Source organism: Paraburkholderia sp. FT54, from assembly GCF_031585635.1.
In the GTDB taxonomy this organism is placed as follows: Bacteria; Pseudomonadota; Gammaproteobacteria; order Burkholderiales; family Burkholderiaceae; genus Paraburkholderia.
Genome location: NZ_CP134195.1, coordinates 2,546,534 through 2,564,465, shown reverse-complemented (window position 1 = coordinate 2,564,465; position 17,932 = coordinate 2,546,534). Strand labels below are relative to the sequence as shown.

Annotated in this window: 12 protein-coding genes; 8 read left to right on the top strand and 4 right to left on the bottom strand. The window is 63.3% G+C overall.

From position 1 onward, the window contains the following. The first annotated feature begins 112 nt into the window (after nt 1–112). The 7 genes from scpB (at nt 113) to truB (ending at nt 10,361) form a co-directional block, all read left to right on the top strand. Nucleotides 113–1,315 (top strand): SMC-Scp complex subunit ScpB, encoded by a 1,203-nt coding sequence (gene scpB, locus RI103_RS11935; RefSeq protein ID WP_310812221.1) that lies wholly within the window; start codon nt 113–115, stop codon nt 1,313–1,315. Nucleotides 1,316–1,379: 64 nt separating this feature from the next. Continuing rightward, nucleotides 1,380–3,248 carry a 23S rRNA pseudouridine(2605) synthase RluB gene (gene rluB, locus RI103_RS11930; protein WP_310812220.1) on the top strand — a complete coding sequence of 623 codons (1,869 nt, stop codon included), beginning with the start codon at nt 1,380–1,382 and terminating at the stop codon, nt 3,246–3,248. Nucleotides 3,249–3,775: 527 nt separating this feature from the next. Beyond that, the gene (gene rimP / locus RI103_RS11925; RefSeq protein ID WP_007182297.1) at nt 3,776–4,234 is read left to right on the top strand and encodes a ribosome maturation factor RimP; all 459 of its coding nucleotides are present in this window, start codon (nt 3,776–3,778) and stop codon (nt 4,232–4,234) included. Continuing rightward, on the top strand, nt 4,231–5,706 hold the full coding sequence (gene nusA, locus RI103_RS11920; RefSeq protein WP_091794906.1) for a transcription termination factor NusA: 1,476 nt from the start codon (nt 4,231–4,233) through the stop codon (nt 5,704–5,706). Before rimP ends, nusA begins: the two co-directional genes overlap by 4 nt. Before the next feature lie 93 nt (nt 5,707–5,799). After that, the gene (gene infB / locus RI103_RS11915) at nt 5,800–8,766 is read left to right on the top strand and encodes a translation initiation factor IF-2 (protein ID WP_310812219.1); all 2,967 of its coding nucleotides are present in this window, start codon (nt 5,800–5,802) and stop codon (nt 8,764–8,766) included. Nucleotides 8,767–8,978: 212 nt separating this feature from the next. Beyond that, complete coding sequence (gene rbfA, locus RI103_RS11910; protein WP_011487847.1) at nt 8,979–9,344, top strand: 30S ribosome-binding factor RbfA; 366 nt, start codon at nt 8,979–8,981, stop codon at nt 9,342–9,344. A gap of 81 nt (nt 9,345–9,425) precedes the next feature. Next, nucleotides 9,426–10,361, top strand: a complete 936-nt coding sequence (gene truB / locus RI103_RS11905; RefSeq protein ID WP_310812218.1) for a tRNA pseudouridine(55) synthase TruB — start codon at nt 9,426–9,428, stop codon at nt 10,359–10,361. Between the two features lie 113 nt (nt 10,362–10,474). Here truB and RI103_RS11900 read toward each other — a convergent pair whose 3' ends face one another. The 4 genes from RI103_RS11900 to RI103_RS11885 form a co-directional block, all read right to left on the bottom strand. Then, nucleotides 10,475–12,037, bottom strand: coding sequence for a DHA2 family efflux MFS transporter permease subunit (locus RI103_RS11900; protein WP_310812217.1), 1,563 nt, complete (start codon nt 12,035–12,037; stop codon nt 10,475–10,477). Between the two features lie 31 nt (nt 12,038–12,068). Continuing rightward, entirely contained in the window at nt 12,069–13,340 is a 1,272-nt protein-coding gene (locus RI103_RS11895; RefSeq protein WP_310812216.1) for an EmrA/EmrK family multidrug efflux transporter periplasmic adaptor subunit, read from the bottom strand. 81 nt (nt 13,341–13,421) lie between these two features. Then, nucleotides 13,422–14,930 carry an efflux transporter outer membrane subunit gene (locus tag RI103_RS11890; RefSeq protein ID WP_310812215.1) on the bottom strand — a complete coding sequence of 503 codons (1,509 nt, stop codon included), beginning with the start codon at nt 14,928–14,930 and terminating at the stop codon, nt 13,422–13,424. A 49-nt stretch (nt 14,931–14,979) separates the two neighbouring features. Next, nucleotides 14,980–15,495, bottom strand: a complete 516-nt coding sequence (locus RI103_RS11885; RefSeq protein WP_310812214.1) for a MarR family winged helix-turn-helix transcriptional regulator — start codon at nt 15,493–15,495, stop codon at nt 14,980–14,982. A gap of 322 nt (nt 15,496–15,817) precedes the next feature. Between RI103_RS11885 and typA the strand changes: the two genes are divergently transcribed. After that, nucleotides 15,818–17,644: a translational GTPase TypA gene (gene typA / locus RI103_RS11880; protein WP_310812213.1), complete on the top strand. Its 1,827-nt coding sequence runs from the start codon at nt 15,818–15,820 to the stop codon at nt 17,642–17,644. Nucleotides 17,645–17,932: the final 288 nt, after the last annotated feature.

Below are 17,932 nucleotides of genomic sequence, written 5' to 3'. Positions count from 1 at the left end.
CCCCCGGTGCGTGCTCCCATCAATATGACCGATCAGAATCGGGCGAGCGCGTCTTCAGTTCCACATCGTCTGTTTGATCCGGTTCTTTGACCACAGGGTCTGACCTAGCTGCATGAATACCCAAGAGGCGAAGATCGTCCTCGAGACTGCCTTGATCTGCGCGCAGGAGCCGTTAAAGCTCGGCGAGTTACGCAAGCTCTTTGCCGACGGCGTGTCGGCAGACACCGTTCGGACTTTGCTCGAAGACCTCAAGCAGGACTGGTCAGGGCGCGGTGTGGAGTTGGTCGGGCTGGCGTCGGGCTGGCGGTTTCAAAGCAAGCCCGCGATGCGTTCGTATCTGGATCGTTTGCATCCTGAGAAACCGCCGAAATATTCGCGCGCGGTGCTCGAAACGCTCGCGATCATTGCATACCGGCAACCGGTGACGCGTGGCGATATCGAAGAGATTCGCGGCGTCACGGTGAATACGCAGGTCGTCAAGCAGCTCGAAGATCGCGGCTGGATCGAGGTGATCGGTCATCGTGATGTGCCGGGCCGTCCCGCGCTGTACGCGACCACGCGGCAGTTCCTCGACGACCTCGGGCTGAAAGCGCTCGACGAATTGCCGCCGCTCGCCGATCCGTCGGCGCAGTTGAACGCGGATCTGCTCGGCCAGCACGCGATCGAGTTCGCCGACGCTGATGCCGCGCAGGTTTTGGCTTCGGAAGACGAGCGGGTGGATTCCGGCGTCGTAGTTGAAGCGGGCGCTGTTGCGGAGGAATTTGTGAGCGGACCTGCGGATGGCGTGTCGCGGAATATTCCGCAAGCCGCGGGCGAGGCGTCGCAATCCGGCTCCGCTGACGCAGCGAGCGATGCCATCGACAGCGAACTTGGAACAACAGTAGACGAGGCGGTAGGAACGGAAATCGCTGGCGATCTCGCGGAACAGCATCAGGCGCGCCACGCAGAGCCGGTGAAACCGGCGCAGGCGGTCGACAACGCAGCGGAAGTCGCTGCGCAAACCGCATCGGCATCCTCCGGGTCGCATCCGGACGGCGCGGGCGCGCCGGCCGCGCAGGAACAAGCTGAAACGGCACGCCCGGCGGCACACGTTGCACCGCAGACCGGCGCCGCCGAGTCCGCACTGAATCACGATCCGGTCTCCCAGGCCGATCCGGCAATACCCGCGCACGACTCTGGCGTACTCCGCAATACGGAGCACGCCGCCGAGCCGAACCCGACCAAGGCGGCGCACGGCGATCCTCTGGATCGTCGCGATGCGGCGCAGGACGCAGGCATTCTGACCGACGACGAACCCGAGTCGCGCAGCGCCTGACGTAACCGAACTTTTTTTGCCACGCCCGCAACGGGCGTGCGCGACCTGACATTTTGAGGTTGTTTTGACACATACCCACGACACCGATTCGTCCGAATCCGAGCGCGCCGTGCCGTCGGCGCGCGTTGACGAAACGCGCACCACGCAAGCGTCGGCAGGCGAGGGCGAGCGCCCGGCGCAGACCACGGAAGCAGACGGTGAAGACCGTCCGCGCCGCGGCCTGCGTCGCGGCCCGCGCAGCCTGATCGCCCGGCGCCGCGCCGGCGCGAAGACGAAGGGCGCCGAAGGCGCGCCCGCGCAGGGGGCGCCGGTCGTCACCGAGGCGCCGCCGGACGGCGAGGTCGTCGCGCAAGTGCGTATGCCGCGCAAGGATGCTGGCGCCAAGGGTCAAGGGCCGCGCCGCAATGCAGGCGGCGCGAAGCGCGAAGGCGCACCGCGTGACGGCGCGCCGCGTGATGGTCAACGCGAGCGTCAGCCGCGCGAAGGCGGCCAGCGCCAGAACAACCGCCGCGGCGGTGAAGCGCCGGTGGCAGCGGCAGCCGCGGCAGCCGCGGGTCAGGACGACCTGTTCTCGTACGTCACATCGCCCGCGTTCGACGCGGACAACAGCGCCACCGGCGGCGTGCGCGCGCCGATGCTGCGCCGTGGCAAGCCGGCCGCGCCCAAGCGCGTGCTCGCAGCCGACGACGACGCGCCGAAGCTGCACAAGGTGCTGGCCGAAGCCGGCATGGGCTCGCGTCGCGACATGGAAGAATTGATCGTCGCCGGCCGCGTGTCGGTGAACGGCGAGCCGGCGCACATCGGCCAGCGCATCATGCCGACCGACCAGGTCCGCATCAACGGCAAGCCGGTCAAGCGCAAGCTGGCCAACAAGCCGCCGCGCGTGCTGCTGTATCACAAACCGACCGGCGAAATCGTCAGCCACGCCGATCCGGAAGGCCGCCCGTCGGTGTTCGACAACCTGCCGCCGATGAAAACCGCCAAGTGGCTCGCGGTCGGCCGTCTCGACTTCAATACGGAAGGTCTGCTGATGCTGACCACGTCGGGCGATCTGGCGAACCGTTTCATGCATCCGCGTTATAGCGTCGAGCGTGAATATGCGGTGCGCGTGGTCGGCGAGCTGGCGGAAGGCATGCGTCAGAAGCTGCTGCACGGCGTCGAGCTGGAAGACGGTCCGGCGAACTTCCTGCGTATCCGCGATGGCGGCGGCGAAGGCACCAATCACTGGTATCACGTCGCGCTCGCCGAAGGGCGTAACCGCGAAGTGCGCCGTATGTTCGAAGCGGCCGGCCTGATGGTCAGCCGCCTGATTCGTACCCGTCACGGCCCGATCGCGCTGCCCAAGGGTCTCAAGCGCGGCCGTTGGGAAGAACTTGAAGACAATCAGGTGCGCGCGCTGATGGCGTCGGTCGGCCTGAAAGCGCCGACGGAAGAAAAGGGCGGCCGCAGGGAAGCGCCGGAGCGCAAGCAGCCGGATCCGATGCAGACGTCGATGGGCTTCATTAGCCGCGAACCCGTGCTGATGTCGCACGGCCGGTTCGACCAGCAGCAACCGCGTGGCCAGGGCCGGCGCGGTGCGGCGGGCGGTGGCTTCGGTGGCGGCGCGGGCGGCGGTTTCGGCGGTGGCTACGGCAATCGCGGCGCGGGCCGTGGCGCCGGTGGTTTCAGCGGCCCGATGGGCGGCGGCGTGGGCGGCCCGCGTGGCGGCCGTGAAGTCGATGGCAATCGCGCACCGTCGGGCAGTGGCAACCGTGCGGCTGGCGGCGGCAAACGCGCGGGCGGCAGCGGTCCCAATCCGGGCAGCGGCGGTGCCAACCGCGGGCCGGGTGGCAATCGCGGCAGCGCCGGTAATCGCGCGGGCGGCGGCAACGCCAATGCCGGCGGCGTTAATCGTGGCGGCGGCGCACCGCGCGGCCGTTCGCGTGGCCGTTGAGCAGTACGTGAGTCATGCATGGCGGTCGGCCGCTGGTCGTTCTTGAACGATTTTTCGCCAGCCACCGCCACAGTCGATCGACGAGCGCCTTGAGTGGCGGTTTCATGCGATGCATAAAATCGCAGGCGTTGACGGATGTGGGGGCAGATTTCATTTGCCCCGCTCGTACGGCGTGCGAACGATGCGGCATGTGCCGCCTTGCAAAAGACCCGAAGCGCCATCACATCGCTGAAAGATTCCCGTGAAATCAAGCGGAAAAGCGCGTTGGGCGGCGTTCTGCGGTTTGCGTTTGTCCCGAAAAATGGCTACAATCGCGAAGTCGCTGGGCGTGCGGCTTTTTATGTGCGGCTCAGGTGCGACCACCGGCAATAAGATGATGGGCGTTTAGCCCATTTTTTTTTGCCGATCAGTTCTCAGTGGTTCGGCATCTCGGGTAGCACGAACGTGCGCCGGCTTGGCGCGCGGCCCGCATTGGTTGTTTGCAAAACAAGCGGCAGGCTCGCTGCGCGAACATCTAAGAGGGCACTGTGCAACTGACGGAACTGATTGAAACCACGGTCGTGGGACTCGGCTACGAGCTCGTCGATCTCGAGCGCACCGGGCGCGGCATGTTGTGTATCTATATCGACCAGCCGGCCGGCATCGCGATCGAAGACTGCGAGAAAGTCACGCGTCAGCTCCAGCACGTTTTGACGGTCGAAAATATCGATTACGAGCGGCTTGAAGTATCGTCGCCGGGGCTCGACCGCCCGCTGAAAAAACTGGCGGATTTTGAACGCTTCGCAGGCAGCGAAGTGGTAATCACATTGAAAAAGCCATTGGACGGACGGAAATCGTACCGGGGCATCCTGCATGCTCCGCAAGGCGAGACGATCGGTCTGGAATTTGAAGGGAAGGAAGGCGCCGCGATGCTCGATTTCACGCTCGCGGACATGGACAAAGCACGCCTCGTTCCGAAAGTTGACTTTAGGAGCCGCAAACAATGAGTCGCGAAGTGTTGATGCTGGTGGATGCGCTGGCACGCGAGAAGAATGTCGACAAAGACGTGGTATTTGCCGCGCTCGAAGCGGCTCTCGCTTCGGCCTCCAAGAAACTCTTCGAAGAAGATGCGGATATCCGCGTCCACATCGACCGTGAAAGCGGCGAACACGAAACGTTTCGCCGCTGGAAAGTGGTGCCGGACGAAGCCGGTTTGCAGGAACCGGATCAGGAAATTCTGCTGTTCGAAGCACGCGAACAGAAGCCCGAAATCCAACTCGACGAGTTCATCGAAGAACCGGTGCCGTCGATCGAATTCGGCCGTATCGGCGCGCAGGCCGCCAAGCAGGTGATCCTGCAGAAGGTGCGCGACGCTGAACGCGAACAGATCCTGAACGACTTCCTCGAGCGCGGCGAGCACATCATGACCGGCTCGGTGAAGCGCCTCGACAAGGGCAACTTCATCGTCGAAACCGGCCGTGTCGAAGCGCTGCTGCGCCGCGACCAGCTGATTCCGAAGGAAAACCTGCGCGTGGGCGACCGCGTGCGCGCCTACATCGCCAAGGTCGATCGCACCGCGCGCGGTCCGCAGATCGAGCTGTCGCGTACGGCTCCCGAATTCCTGATGAAGCTGTTCGAGATGGAAGTGCCGGAAATCGAGCAAGGCCTGCTGGAAATCAAGGCCGCGGCCCGGGATCCGGGCGTGCGCGCCAAGATCGGCGTGGTCGCTTACGACAAGCGCATCGATCCGATCGGCACGTGCGTCGGTATTCGCGGTTCGCGCGTGCAGGCGGTGCGTAACGAGCTCGGTGGCGAAAACGTCGACATCGTGCTATGGTCGGAGGATCCCGCACAGTTTGTGATCGGCGCGCTCGCGCCGGCAGCCGTCCAGTCGATTGTCGTCGATGAAGAAAAACATTCGATGGACGTCGTCGTAGACGAAAACGAACTGGCGGTCGCGATCGGCCGCAGCGGCCAGAACGTGCGTCTTGCCAGCGAACTCACCGGCTGGCAGATCAACATCATGACGCCGGACGAATCTGCGCAAAAGCAGAATCAGGAACGCGGTGTATTGCGTGACCTGTTCATGGCGCGTCTCGATGTCGACGAAGAAGTCGCCGACATCCTGATCGACGAAGGCTTCACGAGCCTCGAAGAGATCGCTTATGTGCCGCTCAACGAAATGCTCGAAATCGAGGCATTCGACGAAGACACCGTTCACGAACTGCGTAATCGCTCGCGCGACGCGCTGTTGACGCTGGCGATTGCGAATGAAGAAAAGGTCGAAAATGTAGCGCTCGACCTGAAGAGCCTGGACGGCATGGACGCCGACCTGCTCGCCAAGCTGGCCGAACATCAGATCCAGACGCGCGACGAGCTCGCCGAGCTGGCTGTGGATGAACTGGTCGAGATGACCGGAATGGAAGAGGATGCCGCTAAGGCGTTGATCATGAAAGCACGTGAACACTGGTTCCAGTGAGAAATGACCATGGCGCACTAAATTGAAGCGGCCGTCAGGCCGCATGACCCGATGCTAACCGCAAGGAATCGGTCCTTGCATTAAGAGGAATGAATGGCGAGTAACAACGTAGCCCAATTTGCCGCGGAACTGAAAATGCCTGCAGGCGTGCTGCTTGAGCAGCTGCAGGCGGCGGGCGTCACAAAAGCGAGCGAAGACGACAGCTTGTCCGAGACGGACAAGGCGCGTCTGCTCGACCACTTGCGCAAGTCTCACGGCTCGACTGATGCTGACAAGCGCAAGATCACGCTGACGAAACGGCATACGTCGGAAATCAAGCAATCCGATGCGACGGGCAAAGCTCGCACCATTCAGGTCGAGGTGCGCAAGAAGCGCACTTTCGTCCGCCGCGACGAAACCTCTGCTGAAAACGGCGATGCATCGAATCATGTAGCCGAGGCCGATGTCGACGATCTCGAACTCCAGCGTCGTGAAGAGGAAGCTCGTCACGAAGCCGAGCTGCTCGAAAAGCAGGCTCAGGAGTTGAAGGCGCGTCAGGAACAACTCGAACGCGAAGAAGCGGAACGTCAGGCACGCGAGCAGGCTGCTGAGGCCGAGCGTCGCCGTGCGGAAGAAGAAGCCGCGAAGAAGCGCGCCGCGGCCGAGGCGGCCGCGCGCGAGCAGGCTCAGGCCGCCAACGCCAAACCGGCGCAAGCTGCACAGCCGGTGGCCGCGAAGGCTGAACCGGCAGCTACCAAGGCAGCGGAGCCGGCGGTCGCGAAGCAAAGCGAGCAGGACGACGAGCGCGCCGCCGCAGAACGCGCCGCGCAGCGCGAAGCTGCGAAGAAAGCAGAAGACGCAGCGCGTCAGGCCGCCGAGAAAGCGCGTGCCGAGCAGGAAGAAATCGCCAAGCGCCGCGCCGCGGCCGAAGCCGAAGCGCGCGCAATCCGCGAAATGATGAACACGCCGCGCAAGGCGCAGGTCAAGGCGCCGGAACCGGCACCGAAGCCCGCCGAGCCGGCCAAGGCCGTGGAAGCCAAGGGCACGCTGCACAAGCCGGCGCGTCCGGCGGGTGAAGCACCGGCGCGTCCGGCAGCCAAGAAGCCGGCTGCTGCGGCTCCGGCTGCCACGACCACGCCTTCCGCCGGCGACAAGAAGAAGCCGGGCGGCGGCAAGGGCGGCTGGCAAGACGACGCAGCGAAGCGCCGCGGCATCAAGACGCGTGGCGACACGAGCGGCGGTGTCGATCGTGGCTGGCGCGGTGGCCCGAAGGGTCGCGGCAAGCATCAGGATCAGAACACTACCTTCCAGGCGCCGACCGAACCGATCGTGCGTGAAGTGCATGTGCCGGAAACCATCACGGTCGCCGATCTGGCGCACAAGATGGCGGTGAAGGCGTCGGAAGTCATCAAGTCGATGATGAAGCTCGGCCAGATGGTCACGATCAACCAGATGCTGGACCAGGAAACGGCGATGATCATCGTCGAGGAACTGGGCCACCACGCGGTTGCGGCCAAGCTGGACGATCCGGAAGCCATGCTGGTCGAAGGCGAAGTGTCGGATGCGGAATCGCTGCCGCGTCCGCCGGTCGTCACGGTCATGGGTCACGTCGATCACGGCAAGACGTCGCTGCTCGACTACATCCGCCGCGCCAAGGTCGCAGCGGGCGAAGCGGGCGGGATTACGCAGCATATCGGCGCTTACCACGTCGAAACGCCGCGCGGCGTCATCACGTTCCTCGACACGCCGGGTCACGAGGCCTTTACGGCCATGCGTGCCCGCGGTGCGAAGGCAACCGACATTGTGATTCTGGTGGTCGCAGCCGACGACGGCGTGATGCCGCAAACGAAGGAAGCAATCGCCCACGCGAAGGCAGGCGGCGTGCCGCTCGTCGTCGCGATCAACAAGATCGACAAGCCAGATGCGAATCCGGAGCGCGTGAAGCAGGAGCTCGTCGCGGAAGGCGTCGTGCCGGAAGAATACGGTGGCGATTCGCCGTTCGTGTCGGTGTCGGCTAAAACCGGCGCGGGCATCGACGATCTGCTCGAGAACGTCCTGCTGCAGGCTGAAGTGCTGGAACTGAAGGCACCGGTCGAGGCGCCGGCCAAGGGTCTCGTCATTGAAGCGAAGCTCGATAAGGGTAAGGGTCCGGTCGCAACGATCCTGGTCCAGTCGGGTACGCTGAACCGCGGTGACGTGGTGCTGGCAGGTAGCGCTTACGGTCGCGTGCGAGCCATGCTCGACGAAACCGGCAAGCCAACCAAGTCGGCAGGTCCGTCGATCCCGGTTGAGATTCAAGGTCTTTCGGAAGTGCCGCAAGCGGGCGAAGAAGTCATCGTCATGCCGGACGACCGCAAGGCGCGTGAAGTCGCGCTGTTCCGTCAAGGCAAGTTCCGCGACGTCAAGCTGGCCAAGCAACAGGCCGCGAAGCTCGAGAACATGCTGGAACAGATGGGCGAAGGCGAAGTGCAGTACATGCCGCTCATCGTCAAGGCCGACGTGCAAGGTTCGCAGGAAGCTTTGGTGCAGTCGCTGCTCAAGCTGTCGACCGACGAAGTGCGCGTGCAGATCGTGCACGGCGCCGTGGGCGGCATCAGCGAGTCCGACGTCAACCTGGCAACGGCTTCGAAGGCGGTCATCATCGGCTTCAACACCCGTGCGGATGCCCAGGCTCGCAAGCTGGCGGAAGCCAACGGCGTCGATATTCGCTACTACAACATCATCTATGACGCAGTGGATGACGTGAAGGCCGCGATGTCGGGCATGCTGGCGCCGGAGAAGCGCGAGATCGTGACGGGTACGGTCGAAGTGCGTCAGGTCTTCAAGGTACCGAAGATCGGCGCGGTGGCCGGCTGTATGGTCACGGACGGTTTCGTCAAGCGCTCGTCGTCGGTACGCGTGCTGCGCAACAACGTCGTCATCTTCACGGGCGAACTCGATTCGCTCAAGCGCTTCAAGGACGACGTGAAGGAAGTCCGTCAGGGCTTCGAGTGCGGTATGTCGATCAAGAACTTCAACGACATCGTCGAAGGCGATCAGTTCGAAGTCTTCGAGGTCACCGAAGTCGCGCGTTCGCTGTAATTCACGCGGCACGGCTCTAGGGGCGGAGCGGGCTTTAACGCCCGCTCCGCCCGTTGTTTTTGGGGCCGCGCGTCTGTGTTTGTCGCGCAGGGCGCCCGCTGCCGAGCTGCTTCTGGTTACGCCGGGCCGCCTGAATGCCGCCCGAACAAGAAGCCCGCACCGCGGCGGCGCGTACTACTTTTTGCATCCGTTAGAACGGATCACATCACACCATGCCTAAAAAACGTTCTTCTCCCAATCGCAATGTGCAGATCGCCGATCAGATCCAGCGCGATTTATCCGAGCTGCTGCGCGAGGTCAAGGATCCGCGCATCGGCCTCGTCACGATTCAAAGCGTCGAACTGACGCCGGATTACGCACACGCCAAGGTCTATTTCACGACGCTCACCGGCGATCCGCAGCAGACGCTCGAAGCGCTCACGCATGCGGCCGGTCATCTGCACAATCAGCTTTTCAAGCGGCTGCACATTCACACCGTGCCGACGCTGCATTTCCATTACGACAAGACGATCGAGCGCGCGGTTGAGATGTCGCGTCTGATCGACGAAGCCAACGCCAATCGCGCGAAAGAAGACTGAGCACGCTGTTCGCTACCATGCCTGAATTACCACGCGCTCAGTGCCGTTTCCGTATCCATCGAAGACTTTCGTCTTTCTGACATGACCGCACCTCAACGCCCCCGCGTGCCGCGTCGCGCGCTCGACGGCGTGCTGCTGCTCGACAAGCCGCTCGGCCTGTCGAGCAACGACGCGCTGATTCGCGCGAAGCGTCTCTATCTGGCGAAAAAGGCGGGCCATACCGGCACGCTCGATCCACTGGCGACCGGCTTGCTGCCGCTCTGTTTTGGCGAAGCCACCAAGTTTTCGCAAGATCTTCTCGAAGCCGACAAGACGTATGAGGCCACCATGCGCCTCGGTATTCGCACGACTACGGGCGACGCCGAAGGCGAAGCGATCGACACGCGCGAAGTGAGCTGCGACGAGGCGGCGGTTCAAGCCGTGCTGCCGACATTCCTCGGCGAGATCACGCAGGTTCCGCCGATGTATTCGGCGCTCAAGCGTGACGGCAAGCCGCTGTACGAATACGCGCGTGCCGGCCAGACCGTGGAGCGGGAGGGGCGTCAGGTGACGATCCACAAGCTCGACGTACTTGCCTGCGCGTTGCCGGACGTGACGTTTCGCGTGACCTGTAGCAAGGGCACGTATGTGCGCACGCTGGCCGAGGATATCGGTGAAGCGTTGGGTTGCGGCGCGCACTTGGTGGCGCTGCGACGGACCGGCGTCGGCGCGCTGACGCTGGAAAATTCGGTGACGCTCGACGCATTGTCCGACGCGGCTGAGGGCGAACGCGATGCGTGGCTGCAACCGGTGGATGCATTGCTGTCGACGTTTCCGCTCGTGCAGTTGAACGAAGACGCGACGCGCCGGTTTCTGCACGGACAGCGATTGAAGCTGTCCGAGTTGACGATCACGGGCGAAGCGGTGAATGCGCCGCGCGTCCGTGTGTACGCTGCGGAAGGGCGTCTGCTTGGTGTCGCGAAACAAGGTGAGGGCGTGCTGGCACCCGAGCGACTGGTGGTTACAACGGCGAGCTAAAAACCGAATAGAAGGCGGAGCGAGCGATAGGCGTAGCAAAGAAAAAGGCGGGATCGCTCCAGAGCGGTCCCGCCTTTTTCACATCGTCCGTGGCGGTGGACTGGCGCCGAAACTCAGTGCGCCGCCGCAGCCGCCGCACCCGCGTCGCCACCGGCGCGTTCAGGTCGCGTGATCCAGATCAGCGCGATCAGCGCGACAAAGATGCCGGCGGATACAAAGAACAGGTCGTTCACACCCAGTTGCGCGGCCTGTTGCGTGGCCATCGTGTTGAACAGGCCATAGGCCTGCGGTTGACTGAAGCCCGCCGCGCCCATCTGCCGGATCGACTGGTCGAACACCGGGTTGTACGCGTTGGCCTGTTCGGCCAGTTGCGCATGATGCATGATCGTGCGGTGATCCCACGCAGTCTGGAAGATCGACGTGCCGATGCCGCCGCACATGATCCGTACGAAATTCGACAAGCCCGATGCCGCAGGAATCCGGTTGCCCGGCAGTCCCGACAGGGTGATCGAGACCAGTGGGATAAAGAACCCGGCCATGCCGATCCCTTGAATCAGGGTAGGCACCAGCAATGAATAAGTATCGACGCCGGTCGTATAACGCGAGCGCATCCAGAAACACAGCGCGAACACGAGAAACGACAAGGTCGCGATATAGCGCGGATCGGTACGCGGCAAAATCTTGCCCGTGATCGGCGAGAGCAGCACGGCGAACAGGCCGACCGGCGCCATGACGAGGCCGGCTTCGGTCGCCGTGTAGCCGATATCGGTTTGCAGCCACAGTGGCAGCAAAACCAGATTGCCGAAGTAGAGCCCGTAACCGATCGACAGCGCGACGGTGCCGCCCGTGAAATTACGCCGGCTGAATAGCGACAGGTCCACCACCGGATGCTCGGCGGTCAGTTCCCACACGATAAAGAACGCGAGCGCGATCACCGCGACCAGCGCCAGCACGACGACGGTCGTCGATGAAAACCAGTCGAGATCCTTGCCCTTGTCGAGCATGACCTGCAGCGAGCCGACCCAGACGATCAGCAAGCCGAGACCGACGCCGTCGATCGGCGCTTTCCTGATGACGGAGTCGCGATTGCGGAAGATCATCCACGTTGCCACGGCGGCAATCGCGCCGACCGGAATGTTGACGTAGAAAATCCACGGCCACGAGATGTTGTCCGAGATCCAGCCGCCGAGAATCGGGCCGGCCACCGGTGCGATCAGCGTGGTCATCGCCCACATCGATAACGCCATCGGCGCCTTGGCGCGTGGATAGCTCGCGAGCAGCAGCGTTTGCGAGAGCGGAATCATCGGACCGGCCACCGCGCCTTGCAGCACGCGCGAAGCGAGCAGGAACGGCAGGGTCGGCGCGAGGCCGCACATCCACGACGAGATCACGAAGAGGATGATCGACGCCATGAAGAGGCGCACCTGGCCGATGCGCTCGGTCAGCCAGCCGGTGAGCGGCACGGAGATCGCGTTGGCGACCGCGAATGAGGTGATCACCCACGTGCCCTGGTCGGACGACACGCCGAGGTCGCCGGAAATCGACGGAATCGACACGTTGGCGATCGACGTATCGAGCACGTTCATGAAAACGGCGAGCGACACCGCGATGGTGCCGATTACCAGTTGCGCGCCCTCGAGCGGCGGATGAGGGACTTGCGCTTGAGCCTGAGCCATCAAAGAAGCCTTGTCTGATTCGTCGCGCGGCTTACATCAGCTTCGCGGCGACAGGCTTCGCGCCGCCCGCTTGGGCCGACTTTTGCGAGCCGCCGTTCGGACCTGCGTTTTCCGAAATGATGCGAGCGATTTCCGCGTCGGCCTGGTCGCCGTACTTTTCGAACACGTTGGTCTGGTAGACCGTGTTCGGCGCCTGACCGAGCTGGCCGCCGTTGTCGTCCTTGATGCTGACGTCGGCTTGCATTGACAGGCCGATACGCAGCGGATGCTGTTCCAGTTCCTTCGGATCGAGCGCGATCCGCACCGGCAGACGCTGCACCACCTTGATCCAGTTGCCGGTCGCGTTCTGCGCGGGCAGCAGCGAGAACGCCGAACCCGTGCCCGCCGAGAAGCCGACCACCTTGCCGTGGTACACCACCGACGAACCGTACACGTCGGCCGTCAGTTCTACCGGCTGGCCGATGCGCATGTGCTTGAGCTGCACTTCCTTGAAGTTCGCGTCGACCCATACGCCGCCGAGCGGCACGATCGCCATCAATGGGGTGCCCGGCGAGACGCGCTGGCCGACCTGCACCGAGCGCTTCGCGACGTAGCCCGTGACCGGCGCCGGCAGGTTGTTACGCGCGTTGTTCAGGTACGCGTCGCGGACCTTCGCGGCGGCGGCCTGCACGTTCGGGTGATTCGCGATCGTGGTGTTGGCGGTCAGCGCGCGGTTCGAGTTCAACTGCTGCTGGGCGGCGTCGACAGCGGCTTGCGCGCTCTTGACGGCATCGCGGGCGTGGGAAATTTCTTCAAGCGACACGGCGCCAGTTTGCGCGACCGTCATACGGCGCTTCAGGTCGTCCTGGGCGCGCGACAGATCGGACTGGCGCTGGGCCACTTGCGCCTGGTATTGATTGTCGTCGGCGAACAGGCCGCGCACCTGGCGCACCGTCTGCGCGAGATTCGCTTCGGCCTGTTCGAGCGCGACGCGGGCGTCGGCCGGATCGAGCACGACGAGCGGGTCGCCCACCTTCACCGTTTGCGTGTCGTCCGCGTTCACGGCGACGACCGTGCCGGTGACCTGCGGCGTGATCTGCACGACGTTGCCGTTCACGTACGCGTCGTCGGTGTCTTCATGGAAGCGCGCGACGAGGAAGTAGTACAGGCCGTAAGCGATCGCGGCGATCAGGATCACGATGACGAGCAGCGTCATCATGCGCTTGCGTTTGCCGTTGTTCGCCGGTGGTTGCGCCGGTTGCGTCGGCTGCGGGGCCGACTGGGTCGGCTGTGTAGTAGCCGCGGGCTGTTGGGTGGTGCTCATGGATGTGCTCCGGGTTCTCTCAAACGTCGTCGTTTATTCGGATGTTCGTACGTGTGTTCGATCTGGCCGTGCTTCGCGCGCTCAGTTTGCCGCGGCGGTCGCGGCGGTGGCCGATGCCGGAGCATCGGTCGGCACCACGAGGCCGGTTTGCGTCGCGTCGAAACCGCCGCCGAGCGCCTTGATGAGGCCGATCTGCATGTCGCGGCGACGCATCTTCAGGCTGGTCACCGTCTGTTCGGCGGCAAGGCGGTTCTGGTCGGCGGTCAGCACCTGCAGCTGCGGCGATAAGCCGGCCTTATAACGGATCACCGCCAGCTGATATGCCTTGGTCGACGCGTCGAGCGCGCGTTGTGCGTCGCCTTGCTGCTGGTCAATCGAACGGATCGACGAGACTTGCGTCGCGACGTCCGAGAGGGCGTTGATCAGCGTCTGGTTGTAGTTCGCCACGTCCAGGTCGAAGTCGGCGTAGCGGCCCTTCAGTTGCGAGCGCAGCGCGCCGGCGTCGAAAATCGGCAGATGGATGGCCGGGCCGAACTGGATCTGGCGGCTGCTCGCGGTAAGGAAGCGGCCCCAGCCGAACGCGTCGAAACCGAAGCCGGCCGCGAGGTTCACGTCCGGGAAGAATTCGGCTTTGGCTTCCTTCACGTCGTGCATGGCGGCTTCGACTTGCCAGCGCGCGGCGACGATATCCGCGCGGCGCGCGACGAGGTCGGCCGGCAGATTGTTCGGCAGCGCCACGATGTCGCCTTTGGTCAGCGTGGGCTGGGCGATTTGCAGGCCGCGATCCGGACCCTTGCCGAGCAGTGCGCCCAACTGGTAGCGCACGACGGTGATCTGGCCGTCGAGGTCGGTCAAATTGGACTGGCTGGTCGCGATGTTGCCGTTCGCGGTTTGCCGCTCGACATTGGTGTCGAGGCCGGCAGTCACACGGCCGTTGGTGATGCGGCCGATATCCTCGCGGTTGGTGATTTCGCGCGCGGCGATGTCGCGGAACGCGTACAGCTGGGCAAGCTGGTTGTACGTGCTGGCCACCGACGCCGCGAGCGTCACGCGCGCCTGCTGCATGTCGGCCTCAGCGGCTTTTTCCTGCGACACGGCCTGGCCCAGACGCTGGCGATTCTTGCCCCACAGGTCGAGATCCCACGACGCGCTCGCCAGCACGTTGTTCTCGTTATACCAGGTGCCGCCAAAGGGCGGCGGGTAGATCGAGTTCTCTGAGAATATTTCACGGGTCCACGAATAGCTGCCGTTGACCTTCGGGTACAGCGCCGAGCGCGAACTCTCGATGTAAGACGAGGCCTTGGCGATCCGCGCCTGCGCCTGCGCGATCGACGGGCTGCCTTCCAGCGCTTCGGCGATCAGCTTGGGCAGTTGCGGGTCGCCGAACTGGTTGGCCCAGTCGAGCGAGGGCCACTGGCCGCCCTGACCGGCGAGGCTCTGGGCGGATTCGTACTGAGCCGGCGACGACATCTGCTTGTCGCTTTTCATACCGAAGTAGTTCGCGCACCCCGTGAGGGCGAGCGCCGTCACCGCGGCGGCGACAGCGGCCCGACTCGAAAGCGCGGGCGCGGACAGGGAAAGGGATTTCATCGCTCGACTCTTTGAGTGAAATGTAATGATGGACGCTGCAAGCAATTTTTTACGATTTGCTGTCGAAATTGCTTGCTGCATCACGGGTTAGCCCCGTTTGTTCCCCGGAATTAATGAGCACTCGACGCAGCATGCTCTTCAGAAAACCTACTTCTTCCGGGGTGAAGCCGCCTAGCAGACTGTCCAGCACGCCGGTGAAAATAGCGGGCATTCTGGCGGCGATGGCATGACCTTCCGGCGTCAGCGCGAGGCGCACGACGCGGCGGTCTTCATTGCTGCGCACCCGCGTCAGCAGGCCACGTTTCTCCAGCCGGTCGATCAGACGCGTGACGGCACTTGCGTCGATACCGTATTCACGGGCCAGTTCGGCGGCCAGCAGGCATTTGCCGCTCGCCACCATGAACAGGATGCTGCCTTGTTGGCTGGTAATACCCAGTTCGGCCATGCTGCGCTGGGTGACCAGGTTCGACAGGGTCGATTTCACTCGCGAGATCAGATAGCCGACGCTTTCGCCTAGCTGATACTCGCTGACCTCTGTCGTGGGGGTAGACGACGGCTCCGTCATGATTCTCGTGCGAATGCAATGGTTGACTAAGCAGGATTATAGGGGGCCGTTGATTGACGCGGCAAGTGTTATTACAGCTTAGGCAACGAACTTTCCCCGCTCAAGTCACATTCCGCGTGATTTTGCGTAGGGTTTCGCCCGTCAGCTTATGTTTCATTTTCCTGACACGCCGCTGCGTGGACTACGGCGGCTCTATCAGGGAATACCAGAAAGCTTCATTTGTGCGTGCTACAATATTGGGTTCCCAAAAGTGCGCTTTGGGCTTTGTTGGTTTCGTTCACACAATGCTGCTGCTGGCGCACTCAACTGTCTCCAGGTTCCTATGACTCGCGCCCTACGCAACATCGCCATCATTGCTCACGTCGACCACGGCAAAACCACGCTCGTCGACCAGCTTCTCCGCCAGACCGCCACGTTCCGTGACAACCAGCAGATCGCTGAGCGCGTGATGGATTCGAACGACATCGAAAAAGAACGTGGCATCACGATTCTTTCGAAGAACTGCGCGGTCGAGTACGAAGGTACGCACATCAACATCGTCGACACGCCGGGCCACGCCGACTTCGGCGGTGAAGTGGAGCGCGTGCTGTCGATGGTCGACTCGGTGCTGCTGTTGGTCGACGCCGTCGAAGGCCCGATGCCGCAAACGCGCTTCGTGACCAAGAAGGCGCTGGCGCTCGGCCTGAAACCGATCGTCGTGGTCAACAAGGTGGACCGTCCGGGCGCGCGGATCGACTGGGTGATCAACCAGACGTTCGACCTGTTCGACAAGCTGGGCGCAACCGACGAACAACTCGACTTCCCGATCGTCTACGCATCGGGTCTGAATGGCTACGCAGGCTTGACGCCGGACGTGCGCGAAGGCGATATGCGCCCGCTGTTCGAGGCCGTGCTGGAACACGTGCCGGTTCGCCCGGCCGATCCGTCGGCGCCGCTGCAATTGCAGATCACGTCGCTGGACTACTCGTCGTATGTCGGCCGTATCGGCGTGGGCCGCATCACGCGCGGCACGATCAAGCCGGGCATGTCGGTCGCCGTGCGTTCGGGTCCTGATGGCGCGATTCTGAATCGTAAGATCAACCAGGTGCTGTCGTTCAAGGGTCTGGAGCGCGTGCAGGTGGATTCGGCTGAAGCCGGCGACATCGTGCTGATCAACGGCATCGAAGAAATCGGCATTGGCGTGACTATCTGCGCGCCGGAACAGCCGGAAGCGCTGCCCATGATCACCGTCGACGAACCGACGCTGACCATGAACTTCCTCGTCAATTCGTCGCCGCTGGCCGGCCGCGAAGGCAAGTTCGTCACGAGCCGTCAGATCCGTGACCGCCTGATGAAGGAACTGAACCACAACGTCGCGTTGCGCGTGAAGGAAACCGGCGACGAAACCACCTTCGAAGTGGCGGGTCGCGGTGAACTGCACCTGACTATTCTCGTGGAAAACATGCGCCGCGAAGGTTACGAGCTGGCCGTGTCGCGTCCGCGTGTGGTGATGACGGAAGTCGACGGCGTGAAGCACGAGCCGTACGAAAACCTGACCGTCGACATGGAAGACGGCCACCAGGGCGGCGTGATGGAAGAGCTGGGCCGCCGCAAGGGGGAAATGCTCGACATGGCGTCGGACGGCCGTGGCCGGACGCGTCTCGAGTACCGTATTTCGGCGCGTGGCCTGATCGGCTTCCAGTCGGAATTCCTCACGCTCACGCGCGGCACGGGCCTGATGAGCCACACGTTCGACTCGTATCAGCCGGTCAAGGAAGGCGCGGTCGGCGAGCGTCGCAACGGTGTGCTGATTTCGCAGGACGACGGCGCGGCAGTCGCGTACGCACTGTGGAAACTGCAGGATCGCGGCCGCATGTTCGTGTCGCCGGGCGAGCCGCTGTACGAAGGCATGATCATCGGCATTCACAGCCGTGACAACGACCTGGTCGTGAACCCGATCAAGGGCAAGCAGCTGACCAACGTGCGTTCGTCGGGTACGGACGAAGCCGTGCGCCTCGTGCCGCCGATCCAGATGTCGCTGGAATACGCGGTCGAATTCATCGACGACGACGAGCTGGTCGAAGTCACGCCGCAGTCCATCCGTCTGCGCAAGCGTTACCTGAAGGAACACGAGCGTCGCAGCGCGAGCCGCAAGGGCGCCGTGGACTAAGCCAGGCAGCGCATCGGCTTTAGTCGGTACGAAGTCATAGTTGCCAAGCGGAAGCCACCTTCGGGTGGCTTTCGCCGTTTCCGGGCTTAGGCAACGCTAATTGAGCCATGGCTGACGGGCGTGCATCCGTTTGTCCCCGTTCCTGCAGAAGACTGTTGCGGGCTGTGAAAGTGGCCCGAAAGCCCGTCGGGACGGGCTTGAGCGGCAATCCGTCTGCTATCTGCCCTATCCGTTATGTGATATGCTCCCCGGGTGCAAAGTTTTAGGTCCTTCCAAGCAAGACTTGAT

What these genes read in the sequence shown, in the direction of transcription:
- scpB (WP_310812221.1), top strand. Translation starts at nt 113, where the DNA reads ATGAATACCCAAGAGGCGAAGATCGTCCTCGAGACTGCCTTGATCTGC.
- nusA (WP_091794906.1), top strand. Translation starts at nt 4,231, where the DNA reads ATGAGTCGCGAAGTGTTGATGCTGGTGGATGCGCTGGCACGCGAGAAG.
- infB (WP_310812219.1), top strand. Translation starts at nt 5,800, where the DNA reads ATGGCGAGTAACAACGTAGCCCAATTTGCCGCGGAACTGAAAATGCCT.
- rbfA (WP_011487847.1), top strand. Translation starts at nt 8,979, where the DNA reads ATGCCTAAAAAACGTTCTTCTCCCAATCGCAATGTGCAGATCGCCGAT.
- truB (WP_310812218.1), top strand. Translation starts at nt 9,426, where the DNA reads ATGACCGCACCTCAACGCCCCCGCGTGCCGCGTCGCGCGCTCGACGGC.
- RI103_RS11900 (WP_310812217.1), bottom strand. Translation starts at nt 12,037, where the DNA reads ATGGCTCAGGCTCAAGCGCAAGTCCCTCATCCGCCGCTCGAGGGCGCG.
- RI103_RS11895 (WP_310812216.1), bottom strand. Translation starts at nt 13,340, where the DNA reads ATGAGCACCACCCAACAGCCCGCGGCTACTACACAGCCGACCCAGTCG.
- RI103_RS11890 (WP_310812215.1), bottom strand. Translation starts at nt 14,930, where the DNA reads ATGAAATCCCTTTCCCTGTCCGCGCCCGCGCTTTCGAGTCGGGCCGCT.
- RI103_RS11885 (WP_310812214.1), bottom strand. Translation starts at nt 15,495, where the DNA reads ATGACGGAGCCGTCGTCTACCCCCACGACAGAGGTCAGCGAGTATCAG.
- typA (WP_310812213.1), top strand. Translation starts at nt 15,818, where the DNA reads ATGACTCGCGCCCTACGCAACATCGCCATCATTGCTCACGTCGACCAC.